Below are 16,288 nucleotides of genomic sequence, written 5' to 3' on the forward strand. Positions count from 1 at the left end.
CGCCTTCCGTCCGGTTTGTTTCGTTCATGAACCGAACTGTCGATAAATCCCCATCAGTTTGCCGGCAGTTTGCTTCCAACTGAAGCGTTCGACGGCATCTTTCCTCGCTTGCCTTGACATTTTGGCAGAGAGATCATGATCCCGGGCCAGCTTCAAGATCCATTTGGCATGTTCTTCCGGTTTGGTATATGCATCCACCAGGTAACCGTTCGAACCATGCTTAAGAATCTCGCCGATTCCGCCGATATTTGAGGCAACAACGGGAAGTCCCGAAGCCATCGCCTCCACGTTCACGAGTCCAAACGCCTCATGTTCCTGCGAAGGACAGGCGAACAGGTCGGCTGCGCGGAACTTGCGGTGAATCACTTGATGAGGGATTTTTCCAACGAATTTCACCGGTACGCCTTTGGCTCGCGCCAGCCGTTTCAGCTCTCTCAAGTAACCGGGCCGTCCGCGGCCAATCACCGTTAACTCGATGGCTCCATATTCCCTCCGAGCGATAGCAATCGCCCGAATCAGAACCGGAACGCCTTTGCGCGGAATTACCCGCCCGGCGAACAGCACGCGGAATCGGCTTCCCGCTCGTCCGGAATCCCCCTCCGGTCTAAAGCGTGCGGTATCCACGCCGAGATGTACGATGCGAAGCTTGCCTGCATGGCGGGGAAACCGTGCAGCCAAGGTCGTTCTCAGCGATTCGCTGTTGACGAGGATCAAATCCGCTTTGCCCAGGCTTTCATTCACCCGCGATGTCGGTTTAACGAAGGTCAGCGAGTGCAGAAACAGCGTGACTGGGGTATGCGGGAATACGGCTTTGATTTTGGCCATATAGTGCGGGCGATTATCCACTTGGATCAGATCGTAACGCCGTCCCTGGATGTAGCGCAACACGGATGCGATATATCGGCTGGGACTGCCGGTTCTTACACGCACGATCCTTAGTCTGCCCATTCGGCTGATATGCGGCAGGCCCCGGCCTGTTCTGCTGATCAATGTTACGGTGTGGTTCACCGCCAGCTGTTTGGCAATGGCCAGCATGCTAATCTCCACGGAACCGCTGCCGGGAACCGGAATTTGCTCGGGCGCCACCATTAATAGGTTCATAGGCTCCTCCTTGCACGTATGGCTTACGTCTAATCATCATATGCGCAAGGAGAGCCGGCTGCCCGAGGCAACCACCCAAGCTGTCAAGTGACGCGAAATGTTCCCGTCCCGAAAGCGCAGATTTCTCCCTGGTCCAGCCGAGCATACGCCATCGTCGTCACCGATTTGCGTGAGACATGAACCAACTCAGCGGTTACGGTAATTCGCCCCTGGTCGGCTTTGGCCACATAATTCAAATTCAGATTTGTCGTAACGACACTCGCCTCCGGCTTGGCAATCATCGCCAGCAGTCCCATCGCCGAATCGATCAACGTCGCATGAACGCCGCCATGAACGATGCCGATCAAATTCAGATGATGCGGTCGAATCTCCAAGGTCATGACGACCCTGTGTTCATTCGCTTCCTCTACCTGACATCCGAGGTAATCAACGAACGAGCCGACCGCAGCTTGATTCCACAGCTCCAGGCGCTGCTGCAGCTCTTCTGAATCCGCTTTCATCTCTTCAACCTCCTATTCTCTCCGCCTTCTCCTCCCGACGGTGGATCTCAGGCCCTCCGGTTATTTCGCTTGCGGCGGTTGCCGACGTTCCGCTTCCTCCTCGACAAGCTTACGGCGCAGCACTTTGCCGGCTAACGTCTTGGGAAGATCGTCGCGGAACTCGTATACCTTCGGTACCTTGTAAGCGGCCAGCTTCTCCTTGCACCAGCGCTTGATGGATTCCGCGTCAGGCGAAACGCCTTCCTTCAATACGATGTACGCCTTGACGGTCTCGCCGCGGTACGGATCGTAAATGCCGGCCACGATCGCCTCCTCCACGTCGGGATGCTCAAACAGCACTTCCTCAACCTCACGCGGGTATATGTTATACCCCCCGGCGATAATCAAATCTTTGCGGCGATCCAGGATATAGAAGAAGCCGTCTTCATCCATCCGTCCCAGGTCGCCGGTCAGCAGCCAGCCTTCGCGCAGCGTCTTGTAGGTTTCCTCCGGACGGTTCCAATACCCCCTCATCACCTGTGGCCCCCGAACGGCAAGCTCGCCGATTTCGCCAACCGGAACTTCCTCAAGCGTGTCCGGGTGCACGATCATGGCGTCGGTGTCGGGAAAAGGGATGCCGATCGATCCGCTCTTTCGCTTCTCCCAGATATTGTTGGCGTGGGTGACGGGCGAGGCTTCGGTCAAGCCGTACCCTTCGATCAGCTTCCCTCCGGTCAGCTCCTCGAATCGGCTCTGAACCTCGAGCGGAAGCGGAGCCGCCCCACTTACGCACACATTAATGGAGGACAAATCGTACCCCTCGACATCCTTGTGGTTAATGATAGCCACGTACATCGTTGGCGCACCGGGAAAAACCGTAGGTTTCTTGTGATGGATCGCCTGCAGCACCTGGTGGATGTCAAAACGCGGGAGCAGCAGTAAAGTCCCGCCAAGTGCAACGGATTGATTTAATAACACCGTCATGCCGAACACATGAAAAAAAGGCAGCGCAGCCAAATACTTCTCTTTCCCCAATCGGGAACGATAGAACCAGAGCTGATTCTGAATCGTATTGGCCACCAGGTTCAGATGCGTCAGCATGACGCCTTTGGCAAAGCCCGTCGTTCCGCCGGTATATTGCAATAAGGCCAAATCCTGCTCGGGATCAAGGTCAACGCGGCACGGCTCCGGGCTTCCGCCGGCAAGGAACGCCGGAAAGGCGAGCAGCCGGTCGTTATAGTTCAAATGAGCGGCCATCCCGTCCTTCTTGGCCTTCATCGGATACAACAGGTTCTTGGGAAATGGCAAGTAGTCTTTGATCGAGGTTGCGATGATATAATCCAGCGGGGTGAGCTTCGTCGCCGTTCTCACCCGCTCGACGAGCGGGTCGAGCGTGACCATGACGCGCGCGCCGGCATCACTCAGCTGATGCTCCAGCTCCCTGGGCATATACAGCGGATTCGTCATCACCGCGATGCCGCCCATCAGCAGGGTGCCGTAATAGGCGATCACCGCCTGCGGGCAGTTCGGCAGCATGATGGCGATCCGGTCGCCCTTGCGAATGCCCAGCTTCCGCAGGGCATTCGCAAACCGGTAGGTCTGATCCATTAGGGCACGATACGTTATTTTCTTTCCCATGAATTCCAGAGCGGTAACTTCGGGATAACGTTCGGCGGAAAGTTCCAGGAAATGAGCGAGATTTTGCTTTGGATACTCATAGGTGGGCGGTACTTCAGCGGGATAAAACTTCAGCCAAGGTTTCCTTGTCATACGCCTGCCTCCCAACCTCGCAAATTTTACAAAACGTATTTCTCCGCCTGAATCACCTTGGCGGCAATTTGCCGTTTGAGTGACAGCGTATTCACGGCCGTACGCTTTGTCAATTTTTTCAGGATGGACAGCTGCGTGCGCAGCAGATCCCCTTGTTCCATGTAGCTCAGCGCCTCTTTGGCCCAAGCTTCGATTTTGCCGAATTCTTCATGGATGAACGCGCAGGTCATGGCGATCGGCAGCTCCGCCTTGTCTTCGCCGGAACGCGCGATTAGCTTCTGTGTCCGAAGCAGCGCGCTTTCCATCGCGTAAATGGAGATCATCATATCCGCCAAATGGCTGAGCACCTCCTGCTCGCGTTCCAGCTTCAGCTGATACTTCTGCACCGCCTGGGCCCCGACCATCAGGAAGATCTTCTTGGACAGGGATAACAGATGCGCTTCCTCCTCCAGCGTGCCTTCAAACGTGCGGCTTGGCATTGGCTCCATCAACTCCGCCTGCAGCTTCTGGGCGGCAGGAAGCAGCGGCAGTTCCCCTTTCATCACGCGTTTCACCAGGCTGCCGGGGATCAGGAGACGATTGATTTCATTGGTGCCTTCAAAAATCCGGTTGATCCGCGAGTCGCGATAGATCCGCTCGATCCGGTACTCCTGCGTAAATCCGTAGCCGCCATGGATCTGCACGCCTTCGTCCGCAACGAAATCCAGCACTTCCGATCCGAACACCTTGTTGATCGAACATTCCAGTTGATATTCCGCAATCGCCTTGGCCGATTGATAACCTACGTCGGCGCTGCCGTGATCGACTTCTGCCAAGCCGACATCGAACAGGCCAGCGGTACGGTATACCATGCTCTCCAATACATAGGTGCGGGTGTTCATCTCCGCCAGCTTCTTGCCGATCAGCGGGAAGGACGAAATCTTCTGCCCGAACTGGGTGCGTTCGTTGGCGTATTTCGCGGCGTATTCGATGGCGTCTTTGGAAGAGCCGAGACACCCTGCAGCCAATTTGAAACGGCCGATATTCAGAATGTTAAAGGCGATTAGATGGCCTTTGCCTACTTCCCAAAGGAGATGATCGACCGGCACCTTCACGTCTTCCAAAATCAGCGGGCAAGTGGAGGAACCCTTAATCCCCATCTTCTTCTCCTCCGGTCCGATGCTGACTCCTTCCATGCTGCGTTCAACGATAAACGTGCTGAAATCCGTTCCGTTCACTTTGGCGTACACGATGAACACGTCGGCGAACCCGGCGTTGGTAATAAACTGCTTGGTTCCGTTCAAAATATAATGCGTGCCGTCTTCTGACAAAACTGCAGTTGTCTTCGCTCCGAGCGCATCGGAGCCGGAGGAAGGCTCCGTCAGGCAATACGCCGCAAGCAGCTCGCCCGTTGCCAGCTTCGGCAAATATTTCTGCTTCTGCGCTTCGGTCCCAAAATAGACGATTGGCAGCGTCCCGATCCCGACATGGGCTCCGGCAGACAGCGCGAACGAAGAAGCTTTGGTCAACTTCTCGCTGATCAGCGTCGTACTGACCTTATCGAGCCCCATGCCCCCGTAGGCCTCAGGCACATCAGCGCCAAGCAGCCCCACTTCGCCCGCTTTGCGCAGCAAATCGGCGGTCAGTTCATAGCTCAGATGTTCGATTTCTTCGTCTCGCGGGAGAATTTCCGCGTTGACAAACTCCTCCGTTGTCTCGCCGATCATCCGCTGCTCTTCGGTGAAATCCTCCGGCGTCACTACCCGAGTGTAGTCGATATCCGCGATGACGAAGCTGCCTCCTGCGATTTTCTCCATCGTTTCGTTGCTCATGCGATCCTCTCCTTCATTAATTAATGGGATGAACTTCTAACACGCCGGCCGCTCCCATGCCCCCGCCGATACACATCGACACGACTCCGTACCCTCCGCCTCTGCGGCGAAGTTCGTGGATCAGCGAAATGGACAGCTTCGTGCCCGTGCAGCCCAGCGGATGGCCAAGCGCAATCGCCCCGCCGTTTACGTTCACTTTGTCCTCTTCCAGCCCTAACTCTCGAATCACATGCAGGCATTGGGAGGCAAACGCCTCGTTGATCTCGAACAGGTCCACTTCATCCAGCGTAATGCCGGCTGCCGAAAGCGCCTTCGGAATCGCCTTCACCGGCCCTACGCCCATCAGCTCCGGCTCTACGCCGGCGACGGCGAAAGAGCGGAACGTCGCCAGCGGCGGAAGCCCCATCGCTTCGGCTTTCTCCCGGCTCATCACGACAACGGCCGCCGCCCCATCGTTCATCGGGGAGGAGTTCCCCGCGGTTACCGTACCGCCTTGCTTAAAGCTCGGCTTCAGCTTGGTCAGAGCCTCCAGGGTCGTGTCGCCGCGTACGCTTTCGTCGGTGTCGAAAACAAACCGCTTCACGTTGACTTTCCCGCGCTCATCCAGGCTGCGTTGCTCCGCCTCAAACGGTACGATCTCCTCCTGAAACTTGCCTTCAGCGATGGCCCGGGCCGCTTTAAGATGCGAATTCAAGGCGAAGCGGTCCTGATCCTCGCGGGTAACGCCAAACCGCTCGGCGACGCGTTCCGCCGTATGGCCCATCGCCATATACGCCTCCGGCATCTCGGCAACGATCCGCGGATTCGGCGATACCTTGAAGCCGGTCATCGGTACGTGGCTCATGCTTTCCACACCGCCGGCGATCAGCACGTCGGCCTGGCCCAGCATGATCCGCTCCGCCGCGAAGGCGATCGCCTGCAGCCCGGACGAGCAGAAACGATTGATGGTAAGGGCCGGTACCGTCACCGGGAATCCGGCATATAACGCCATGATGCGTGCGAAATTCAGTCCCTGCTCGCCTTCCGGCATCGCACAGCCGATGATGATATCCTCAACGTCCGCTTTGCTTAGCCCGGGAGTGCGCTCCACCGCCGCTTCCAGCACGATCTTGCCTAAATCGTCGGCACGGGTCTGGGTCAAGCTGCCTTTCTTGGCTTTGCCCACCGCCGTTCGGGCGGTGGATACGATCACAGCTTCTTTCATCCTTGAATCACTCTCCCCCTCGATTAATTCCGCAGCGGCTTGCCTTTGCTCAGCATGTGCTGCATGCGTTGACGCGTCTTCGGCTCCCCGCACAAGCTCAGGAATGCCTCGCGCTCCAGGTCAAGCATATATTGCTCCGTTACGTACGTTCCCGCCGGCACGTCGCCGCCGGCCAATACGTGAGCCAGCTTACGGGCGATCAACAGATCGTGGTCGCTGATGTAGCCGCCTTCATGCATGCCGAGTGCGCCCAGCTCCATTACGGCTTTCCCTTCGGAGCCGGCGACGCGGAACTTCGTGTCGGAAATCGGCTCATACCCGGTTCCCGCCAGCTTCAGCACGGCCTGCTTCGCCTCATGGATCGTATGGTCGGGATTCAGCACGATCCGGTCGGTCGGCTTCAGGAGGCCCAGCCGTTTGGCATCATGGCCGCTGCTTGAGACGGTGGCGGTGCCGACCGTTTGAAAATAAGGATTGAGGTAAGGCTGGAGATCCGCCTCTGCCCGCGATGCCTGTTGACTGGCCCGCAGCGCCAGCTCCTTACAGCCGCCCCCCGCCGGAATCAAGCCTACGCCGACCTCTACGAGCCCGTAATACGTCTCGGCAGCAGCGATCACCTGATCGGCCGGCATGCACGCCTCTACCCCGCCGCCTAGCGTCATGCGGTGCGGTGCGGCAATCACCGGCTTCTCGAACCGTTTCAGCCGGTACATCGTGTTCTGGAACAGACGAATGATGTCGTCGATTTCATCCCATTCCTCGTCCTGCGCTTCCATCAGCAGCAGCATCAGGTTGGCACCAACGCAGAAGTTGCGGCCTTGGTTGGCGATGACGAGGCCTTCGAAGTTGTCTCGCACCTCGTCCATGCTTTGCGAGATCATCTGCAGAATATCCGCGCCGATCGCATTGTTCGGCGAATGAAATTCCAGGCAGGCCACGCCGTCGCCCAGGTCGATCAAGCTGGCGCCGCTGTTGCTGCGCACAATCTTGTTCTGCGCCTTCAGATCGCGAAGCGAGATCTGCTCCGGCGGGAGCTCCACAGGTGCATACCCTCCAACCGCGGCTTGGAAGAGGGAACCCCCGTCTTTTTTGTAAAATGAGGTGTTCCCTTGCGCGATCCAGTCCTTCACCCAGATCGGTACCGTCAGTCCTTCCGCCTCCATCCGTTCGACCGAGCGCACCAAACCGATGGCATCCCACGTTTCGAACGGTCCCAGCTCCCAGTTGAAGCCCCATTTCATCGCCTCATCGATCTCGCGGATGCTGTCCGCGATTTCGCCCAGCTTGGCGGCGGAGTAGATCAGCACCTGCTTGAGCACATCCCAGGCCAACTGGGAGTAGCGGTCCGGGGTGCCGAGCAGCGCTTTCGTCTTCGCGGCGGCGCCTTTCGCCAGTTTGGCGGCTTCCAAGGAAGCGGAAGTGACCTTGCACTGGGGTCCGTAGTCCATCGCCTGAAGATTCAAGGACAGGATTTCGCTCCCCCGTTCCCCTTTGATTTTCCGGTAGAAGCCCTGCCCGCTCTTCTCCCCGAGCCAGCCGCGGGATACCATCTCCTTCAGCGGCTCCGGCGCGGCAAACACCTGCTTCTCCTGCTGATCCGCCACATTCGCGAACACGTTATCGGCGACATGCAGGAACGTATCAAGTCCGACGAGATCCAAGGTACGGAACGTAGCGCTCTTCGGACGACCCATTGCCGGGCCGGTGACTGCATCCACTTCTTCGATGGCATATCCCTTCTCCGCCATTTCACGCAGCGTCACCAGCAGCCCATAGGTACCGATGCGGTTGGCGATGAAATTCGGCGTATCCTTGGCGAGTACGACCGTTTTGCCCAGCGTCCGCTCGCAGAAACGGCTTAAGCCTTGAACTAGCTCCGGATCGGTGGATTGCCCGGGGATAACCTCGATCAGCTTCATATACCGCGGCGGATTGAAGAAATGCGTTCCGAGAAAATGCTTCCGGAATTCCTCGGACCGCCCTTCCGCCATCGCGTTGATCGAAATCCCCGACGTGTTCGAACTGACCAAGGTTCCCGGTTTCCAGTGGCGCTCCACTTGAGCCAGCAGTTGCTGCTTAACGCTGAGGTTCTCGACAACGACCTCGATAACCCAATCCACATCGGCAATCAACGGCAAGTGATCCTCCAGGTTGCCGGGCGTAATCCGCTCAGCAAAAGCGCTGTCATACAGCGGGGCGGGTTTTGTCTTGACCAGCCCGGCGACGGCGGCCGTCGCCAGGCGATTGCGCACCGACGGATGGTCGAGCGTCAGCCCTGCGGCCATCTCCGCGTCGGTGAGCCGCTGCGGGACGATGTCGAGCAGCAAGCAAGTAATGCCTGCATTAGCCAGTTGGGCGGCGATACCGGAGCCCATGATCCCGGAGCCGATGACAGCCGCTTTCCGGATCGGTTTGTTCATTGGATCTACCTCCTATGACTTTGAATATTTTATTTTGACAACACGGGGGCCACATCGGCCGCTAGCTCGCCAAACACGGACAACTCCAGGATTTCAGCGATATCCCGCGCTTTGACCTCGCCGTCTGCTTCCTTCAGTTTCGTGCCATCCTCCAGCATCGTCAGGCAGTAAGGACACGCGCTGCTGATCATGCTTGGACGGACTTCCAGCGCTTGTTCGGTGCGGGCCAGATTGATCCGTTTGCCCGCGGTTTCCTCCATCCACATCAGCCCGCCGCCGGCGCCGCAGCACATCCCGTTCTCCCGGGAGCGGGCCATCTCGACCAGTTCCACGCCAGGCACCGCCCGCAGCACCTCACGAGGCGCATCGTAGACACCGTTATACCGTCCGAGATAACAAGAATCGTGATAGGTGACCCGTTCGCTCACCCGGTGGGCCGGCTTCAGCCGCCCCTCGCGGATCAACTGCTCCAGCAGTTGGGTATGGTGCAGCACTTCCACCCCTTCCAATCCGAATTCGGGATATTCGTTTTTCAGCGTATTAAAGGTATGCGGACAGGCGGTTACGATTTTGCGCACGCCATACCGTTGAAACGTCGCGACGTTCTCCTGGCACAGCTGCTGAAACAGAAGCTCGTTGCCCATCCGGCGGGGGGTATCCCCGGAGTTACGTTCTTCGTTGCCGAGAATGGCGAAATTGACGCCCGCTTCATTCAGCAGCCGGACGAAAGCCCGCGTAATTTTGCGGCTGCGCAGATCGTAAGAGCCCATCGACCCGACGAAGAACAAAATATCGAATGCCGGATTCTCCTTGACCGTTGGCACAGGGATGCCCGCAAGCTCGCCGGTCCAGGCAGCGCGGTCGCTGCGGCTGATCCCCCAGGGGTTGCTTTGGCGCTCGATGTTCTGCATCGCACGCTGCCCTTCCGCAGGGACGCTGCCCTGCATCAACACCAGATGACGGCGAAGGTCCACGATCTTGTCAACGTGTTCGTTGCCGACCGGGCATTGGTCCTCGCAGTTGCGGCACGTTGTGCAGGCCCAGATTTCCTCTTCGGTCATGACATCGCCGATCAGATCAAGCTCGGTTACGGCTTTGTCGTGGGAGGCCGGCTGCCAGGTCGCCTTCTGCCAATCCAGCGTCGGGCGGATATCGGTGATGCCAGAGCCAGAGCCGCTGCTCCAGACCGGTGCCGCTTGTTCTGCTCCAGCTGCCAGCGCATGGACGCTGTCGGAGCCGAACACTTTCGCCGGCACCCACGGCGATTTGCCCGTCACCGCCGCGCCTTTCTCAGTGAGATGATCCCGCAGCTTCGTGATCAGATGCATCGGCGACAGCGTTTTGCCCGTGCTTGCGGCGGGGCACACGCTGGTGCAACGCCCGCATTCCACGCAGGCGTAGAAGTCGAGCATTTGCTTCTGCGTAAAGTCTTCGATCCGGCCGACGCCGAAGCTTTCCGCCTCTTCGTCTTCGAGGTTTAGGCTCTGCAGCCGGCCATGCGGTTCCCGGCGGCGTAGCCAGATGTTAATCGGTGCGGTGAGCAGATGAAAATGCTTCGATTGGGGGACGTAGACGAGAAAGGACAGCAGGATCAGCAGGTGCAGCCACCAGAACACATAGAAGACGGCTTCCGCGGCGGCGGCAGGCAGCCCGGCGAATGCGGCGGCGATGGCCGACGAGACCGGAGCGTACCAAGAGAAGTCAAGCTCCATCCAGATCCGCTCGAAAGCCAGCGACAACAGGACCGAAACCATCAAGGAATAAATAAAGATCACGACGATGCCGGGTTTCCAGCCCCTTTTCAAGCGCGGCAGCTTCTCGATATAACGGCGGTAAGCCGCATACCCCATCGCGACGAGAATCGCTACTGCGGTAAACTCCTGAAACCACCCGAACAGCTCATAGGCGGGCAGCGGCAGGTGGCCGCCGCGCGACAGCCCTTTGACGATCAAATCGATCGCCCCAAACTGCAGCACGATAAATCCGTAGAACACAACGACGTGCATGATGCCGCTTCTGCGATCCTTCAGCAGCTTCTTCTGCCCGAACACCTGCGACCAGAACTCGCCTGGGTTCCCCCCGCGCCTTGCGCGGAAGTCACTGGACCGGCCCAGCCTCAGGTAAAGGAAGCGGCGGAATACGGCCTGATAGAACAGGAACAAAGCGTATCCCGCGACAGCAGCACATAACAAAGCGTTTAGCGTTAGCCAAAACGTGATCATGCTTCAGACCTCCCTCCTTATGAAAAATTCCCGGACAAGTGGATTACGGACGAAAAGGGTTCCTTCGGATGACGATGTTTCCCAAAAGTTAGTTCAAGCATTGAGGTCGAACAGTTCTGTCTGTGGAGGATGAATGTTGAGATTGCGTGTAAGGATCGAAAATGAGAGCTGCGGGTATGTTGGGATTTGGAATTGAATGTTGCGATTGAATGCAGAGATTGAGTGTGACCATGAAGCAGGACATTTGAGGTAAGCGATTCCATTGCGGCTTTTAATTAAAATCTTAAGGTTTTCAGCCTTGACAACCGGTGCTGGATTCCCCTAAGATTAAGAAAATGAATGACGGTTCATTCAGGTGTTTTAAATTTTAGCATTGAGGTGGCCCGATGACAAGTAGGAAACAGGAAAAATTTGAAATGATTTTGGATGGCGCGGAAAAAGTCATTGCGGAGAACGGATTTCACGGCTCTCAGGTGTCTAAAATCGCCAAAGAAGCCGGCGTCGCGGACGGTACGATTTATTTATATTTCAAAAATAAAGAAGATATCCTGATCTCGCTCTTCCAGGATCGCCTGGGCAAGCTTGTCGAGCTGTTCCATCAGAGTATCCGCGAAACGAATACGGCGGAGGAGGCGCTCCGCAAGGTGTGCGAAATCCATTTCACCCATCTGGAGCAGAACGTCCATTTTGCTTACGTTACGCAAATCGAGCTGCGGCAAAGCTCCCTCGAGCTGCGCAAAGCGATCGGCCTTGCCGTGAAGCCCTATATCACGCTGATTGAGCATATCTTGAAGAGGGGGATCGAGGAAGGATCGTTCCGTTCCGACCTGGATACGAAGCTCTCCCGGCAGTTGATTTTCGGCGCGCTGGACGAGGTCGTCACCTCCTGGCTCATTTCCGGCATGAAATATTCCCTCTCCGGGCAAGTGGAGAACACCGTCGATTTTTTTCTGCGCGCGGTCAGGAAGTAGCTCCTCTATTTCACATTTACGCGCTCTAACGCTTATGTCCATCGCTAAATGCCTCAGAAACGGGACGTACGTTATGTAACGCTTGTCAGACTGCTTATTTTGGTGTTTTCATGCGGAAAATCGCTGCATTCGACCCAATAGCGTGACTGGCAAGCGTTAGATTTGAAAAGTCCTGCTTTTGGCCCAAATAAGCTCGCTGATAAGCGTTAGCGCCTATGCAAAGGATCAGACGCGCACATTTCGGTAGTACCTACTACAAGGATCAGACGCGCTCACTCTGTCATGTTCCATTCTACCTCTACTCTGGAAAGGAGTTGGCAAGTATGCATGTGGTGGTCATCCTGAAACAAACCTTCGATACGGAGGAGAAAATCGTAATTGCCGGCGACAAAGTCAGCGAGGACGGCGTCAAGTTCGTGATCAACCCTTACGACGAATACGCCGTGGAGGAAGCGCTTCGCCTGAAGGAGGAGCAGGGCGGCACGGTGACGGTTGTGTCGGCCGGGCCGGAAAGAGCGGCGGAAGCGCTACGCACCGCGCTGGCGATGGGAGCTGACGAGGCCGTGCGGATCGCTACAGAGGCGATCGATACGGATGAATACAGCATCTCCCGCCTGCTCGCCGCCTTCCTGCAAACGCTGGACGTTGACCTGGTCCTGGGCGGCAACTTTTCGGTCGATAACGGCGCAGGGCAAGTTGCCGTGCGCATCGCCAAACTGCTCTCGCTCCCCCACGTCTCGTCGATTACCAAGCTCATCGTGAACGGGGACCGGGCCACTGTCGTGCGGGATGCCGAAGGCGACGCCGAAACGCTGGAGGTGACGCTGCCCGCCGTATTCACAGCGCAGCAAGGTCTAAATGAACCCCGCTACCCCTCGCTCCCCGGCATCATGAAAGCCAAGAAGAAGCCGTTCCGCGAGCTGTCGCTGAGCGATCTGGGACTAAGCGACCGCGAGATCGCGCTGAAAACGCAGCGAATCGCCCTCTCTCTGCCGCCGGCACGTCAAGCCGGCAAGCTGCTGAGCGGCACGCCCGCCGAACAAGCGGCGGAATTGGTTCAGCTGCTGCGCACCGAAGCCAAGGTCATTTAATTCATAAGGAGGCGTCAATCATGAGCAAAACGTACGTGGTGATCGTCGAAACGAAGGATGGCAAGCTTCGCCAGGTTTCCCTGGAAGCGCTTCACGCTGCGAACCTGCTGCGGGAGGAAGGCGATCGCCTCGCGGCAGTGCTGCTTGGTCACCAGATCGATGAGGCCGCATCCGAGCTGGCCTTGTATGCGACCGGACAGGTGCTGGTACTGGATCATCCCGAGCTCCAAGCTTACCAGCCGGAGCTTGCATTCGAAGCGGTTATGCAGGCTCTGGCAGCGCTGCCAGACGGTCCGCGGGTCATCCTGCTCGGGCATACCTCCATAGGCCGCGATTTGGCTCCCCAGCTTGCCGCCCGGCTTGCCTGCGGGCAAATTTCCGACGTTACCGCCATCCTCAAGGACGGCAACGGCATCTCCTTTACACGTCCGCTGTATGCCGGTAAAGCCTTTGAGCAAAAAGCGCTGGCAGACGGCACCGGAATCGTAACGATTCGTCCCAATAACCTTCCCCCCGCTGCCCCGATGGCAACCCCGGGCACGGTCGTGACGCTGACATTCACCCCGCCGGCGTCGATTCGCACGACGCTCAAAGAGGTCATTCGCAAGGTGTCCGGCAAGGTAGACCTCACTGAAGCGAAGATCGTCGTATCCGGGGGGCGCGGCGTCAAGAGCGCCGACGGCTTTAAGGTGCTGGAACAACTGGCGGACAGTCTCGGCGGAGCTGTCGGAGCCTCACGCGGGGCTTGTGACGCCGGTTACTGCGACTATGCGCTGCAGATCGGCCAGACCGGCAAGGTGGTGACGCCGGAAATTTACATCGCCTGCGGCATCAGCGGGGCGATCCAGCATCTCGCCGGCATGAGCCAGTCGCGGGTGATCATCGCGATCAATAAAGATCCCGAGGCTCCGATCTTCAAAGTAGCCGATTACGGGATCGTCGGGGATCTTTTTGAAATCGTCCCTTTGCTCACCGAGCAATTTAAGGAAATCCTCGCCGAAAGGAACGCCTAGCCGAATAGAACAAATGCCTGCATCGCGAGATGCAGGCATTCTGATTGTTATTGGAACATTTGGAAGAACGATCGCAGCACCTTGCCGAAGCTGCCGGTTCCAGTGCGGGCATTTTGCGGACGTTCCGGAACCACTCGCTCCGTATAACACCGGGGTTCGCCGGGTTTCTTCAACAACCGATGATACGCCTGGATCTCTCTTTCCCTCCGATAAAACTCCTCGTAATTCATGGGATAACCTCCTTGCCTCCAGGGCCGGTAACGCCCGCCCTTCTGGATATCTCCATTATCTGCTTCAAAAGCAGGAAGAAAAAGAGTATACTATTCCAAAGTCATTTCCCCTTTTGTACCGACAAGGCATAAACGGGGTCAACCGGAGGTGGATGGTGTGTTGACCGCAGAGCGTTATATGACATTGCTGAATCATTATTCCGAGCAGGGCGGCGATTCGGCGGAACTCCGCGAAGTTGAGGTGGCGCTGGAGGACTTAACGAAGCTGTTTCACTGTACGGAGCGGAACGTGAAGCTGATTATTCGCAAGCTCCAGGAGGAAGGTCTGATTGATTGGTCCCCGGGAAGGGGGCGCGGGCACCGATCCCGCTTGATTTTTCGGGCGAACCGCGAGAATTTCATCATTGAACTGGCTCAGAAGCTGGCGGAAAAAGGGGAATATCGTTCGGCATTCGAATTCCTTCACCAGCACGAGGGGGACATCCATGCGCGGGAACGGTTCATTCAATGGCTGAATGACCAGTTTGGGGCGGACAAACAGCTGGCCGCGGGCCAGAGCTGCCGGGACATCTTTCGCCTGCCGGTATACAAAGCCCCGCTCACGCTGGATCCTGCCGATCTGTTCTATGGTTTCGATTCGCATCTCGTTCGGCAAATTTTCGACCGTCTCGTTCAATATGACCAAACGAAAGGCCAGGTGTCCGGCATGATCGCCCATCATTGGGAGCCTGACGAGACCGGCACGAAGTGGACGTTCCATTTGCGCAAAGGCATCCGCTTCCATCATGGAAAAGAGCTCACGGCGGAGGACGTCGTTTTCACCTTTTCTCGGCTGAAAGCGAATTCCACCAACCGTTGGCTCCTGTCGACCTTGGACCGGATCGAAGCGCTCGACTCGCGAACTGTCGTCTTCAGGCTGCGGCAACCGAACTGGCTGCTTCCCCGCTTACTCTGCTCCTCCAGCGCTTCCGTCCTTCCCGCCGATTTCCTTGGCAAGGATGAATCAGAGTTCTGGCGGTTTCCGAGCGGGACCGGCCCTTTTCGGCTGACGCACTGGAGCTCCAACCGGATGGAGCTGGAGGTTCATGCAGGGTATTTCCTCGGTCGCCCTTATTTGGACGGCGTCACCCTCGTCTTTCTGCCTGAGGATATCCCGAATTCCTCCAAGCTGAAGTGGGAGCAGTTGATCGTTAATGATTCCCGTGTCCCCGCCCGGGCCGGAGACGATTGGAGAAGAATCGAAACGTTAAACCGGGGTTGTTCGATGATCTCCTGGAATCGGAATCGGCTTGGCCCGCAACAGACGCTTGCTTTCCGGCAAGCGGTCAATCTGGCGATCGACCGCCCCGGCATGATCAAGACCACGGGCAAGCCGGGGTATCCGGCCCGCAGTTTTCAGCCGACCGATGACACGGCGCTGGGCATCCATCGGCATGATCCGGCCGCAGCCCGGCAGTTGCTGGAGGAATCGGGGTATACGGGCGAGCCGATCCGCCTGGCAGCTCATTATCTCGAACGCGAGGATGCCGAATGGATTAAGTCGCAATGTGCGTTGATCGGAATTCCGGTTGAAGTTGTGTACCACAGCAAAGCCGAGATGGCGAAATCCGCCGCGCGGGAATCCGATGCGATCCTGATGTGCCTCGTCTTTGCTGAAGACGAGGTGTGCGAGTTGGAAAGCTACTTGCAGGAAGACAGCTTCATTCGTCTGCATATGCCGCCGGAGCTGAGCCGCTGGGTGTTTGGGATCGTGGACGAGGTTTTTGCCACGGATATGCCGGAGAAACGCCGGGCGCTGCTGCAGCAAATCGAATACCGGCTGCAGGAGGAGGCGCAGGTGACGTTTCTCGTGCACGGCTTGCTGAACACGTATGTTCACCCTTCGATCCGCGGCCTGGTGATCAATAATCTCGGCTGGATGGACTTCAAGGATATCTGGCTTACCTCATCCCCCTCTGCGGGATAAACCGTAAAAA

At 57.4% G+C, this 16,288-nt stretch carries 12 protein-coding genes; 4 read left to right on the top strand and 8 right to left on the bottom strand.

All coding sequences use genetic code 11. From position 1 onward, the window contains the following. Window positions 1-24 precede the first annotated feature (24 nt). From BN3795_RS16795 to BN3795_RS16825, 7 genes are all read right to left on the bottom strand, one after another. A complete protein-coding gene (locus tag BN3795_RS16795) occupies window positions 25-1,101 on the bottom strand; it encodes a glycosyltransferase family 4 protein (RefSeq protein ID WP_068785848.1) in 1,077 nt (358 codons plus the stop codon). 83 nt (window positions 1,102-1,184) lie between these two features. Beyond that, window positions 1,185-1,601, bottom strand: coding sequence for a PaaI family thioesterase (locus BN3795_RS16800; RefSeq protein WP_110945218.1), 417 nt, complete (start codon window positions 1,599-1,601; stop codon window positions 1,185-1,187). A 60-nt stretch (window positions 1,602-1,661) separates the two neighbouring features. Beyond that, on the bottom strand, window positions 1,662-3,350 hold the full coding sequence (locus tag BN3795_RS16805; protein WP_068785849.1) for an AMP-binding protein: 1,689 nt from the start codon (window positions 3,348-3,350) through the stop codon (window positions 1,662-1,664). A 26-nt stretch (window positions 3,351-3,376) separates the two neighbouring features. Further along, on the bottom strand, window positions 3,377-5,161 hold the full coding sequence (locus BN3795_RS16810) for an acyl-CoA dehydrogenase family protein (RefSeq protein ID WP_068785850.1): 1,785 nt from the start codon (window positions 5,159-5,161) through the stop codon (window positions 3,377-3,379). Between the two features lie 16 nt (window positions 5,162-5,177). Further along, window positions 5,178-6,365, bottom strand: a complete 1,188-nt coding sequence (locus tag BN3795_RS16815; RefSeq protein WP_068785851.1) for an acetyl-CoA C-acyltransferase — start codon at window positions 6,363-6,365, stop codon at window positions 5,178-5,180. Window positions 6,366-6,388: 23 nt separating this feature from the next. Further along, on the bottom strand, window positions 6,389-8,785 hold the full coding sequence (locus BN3795_RS16820) for a 3-hydroxyacyl-CoA dehydrogenase/enoyl-CoA hydratase family protein (RefSeq protein ID WP_068785852.1): 2,397 nt from the start codon (window positions 8,783-8,785) through the stop codon (window positions 6,389-6,391). A gap of 29 nt (window positions 8,786-8,814) precedes the next feature. Continuing rightward, on the bottom strand, window positions 8,815-11,007 hold the full coding sequence (locus tag BN3795_RS16825; RefSeq protein ID WP_068785853.1) for a (Fe-S)-binding protein: 2,193 nt from the start codon (window positions 11,005-11,007) through the stop codon (window positions 8,815-8,817). Between the two features lie 386 nt (window positions 11,008-11,393). Between BN3795_RS16825 and BN3795_RS16830 the strand changes: the two genes are divergently transcribed. The 3 genes from BN3795_RS16830 to BN3795_RS16840 all read left to right on the top strand — a co-directional run bounded on the left by BN3795_RS16830 (window position 11,394) and on the right by BN3795_RS16840 (window position 14,082). Continuing rightward, window positions 11,394-11,978 carry a TetR/AcrR family transcriptional regulator gene (locus BN3795_RS16830; protein ID WP_068785854.1) on the top strand — a complete coding sequence of 195 codons (585 nt, stop codon included), beginning with the start codon at window positions 11,394-11,396 and terminating at the stop codon, window positions 11,976-11,978. A 323-nt stretch (window positions 11,979-12,301) separates the two neighbouring features. Then, window positions 12,302-13,069, top strand: coding sequence for an electron transfer flavoprotein subunit beta/FixA family protein (locus tag BN3795_RS16835; RefSeq protein WP_068785855.1), 768 nt, complete (start codon window positions 12,302-12,304; stop codon window positions 13,067-13,069). A gap of 20 nt (window positions 13,070-13,089) precedes the next feature. Then, entirely contained in the window at window positions 13,090-14,082 is a 993-nt protein-coding gene (locus BN3795_RS16840; RefSeq protein ID WP_068785856.1) for an electron transfer flavoprotein subunit alpha/FixB family protein, read from the top strand. Between the two features lie 47 nt (window positions 14,083-14,129). Here the strand turns inward: BN3795_RS16840 and BN3795_RS16845 are convergent, their stop codons facing one another. Further along, complete coding sequence (locus BN3795_RS16845) at window positions 14,130-14,312, bottom strand: hypothetical protein (protein WP_068785857.1); 183 nt, start codon at window positions 14,310-14,312, stop codon at window positions 14,130-14,132. 157 nt (window positions 14,313-14,469) lie between these two features. Here BN3795_RS16845 and BN3795_RS16850 point away from each other — a divergent pair, with 157 nt between their 5' ends. Next, window positions 14,470-16,278, top strand: coding sequence for an SgrR family transcriptional regulator (locus tag BN3795_RS16850; RefSeq protein WP_068785858.1), 1,809 nt, complete (start codon window positions 14,470-14,472; stop codon window positions 16,276-16,278). The last annotated feature ends 10 nt before the right edge of the window (window positions 16,279-16,288 follow it).

Source organism: Paenibacillus phocaeensis, assembly GCF_900021165.1.
GTDB lineage: Bacteria > Bacillota > Bacilli > Paenibacillales > Paenibacillaceae > Fontibacillus > Fontibacillus phocaensis.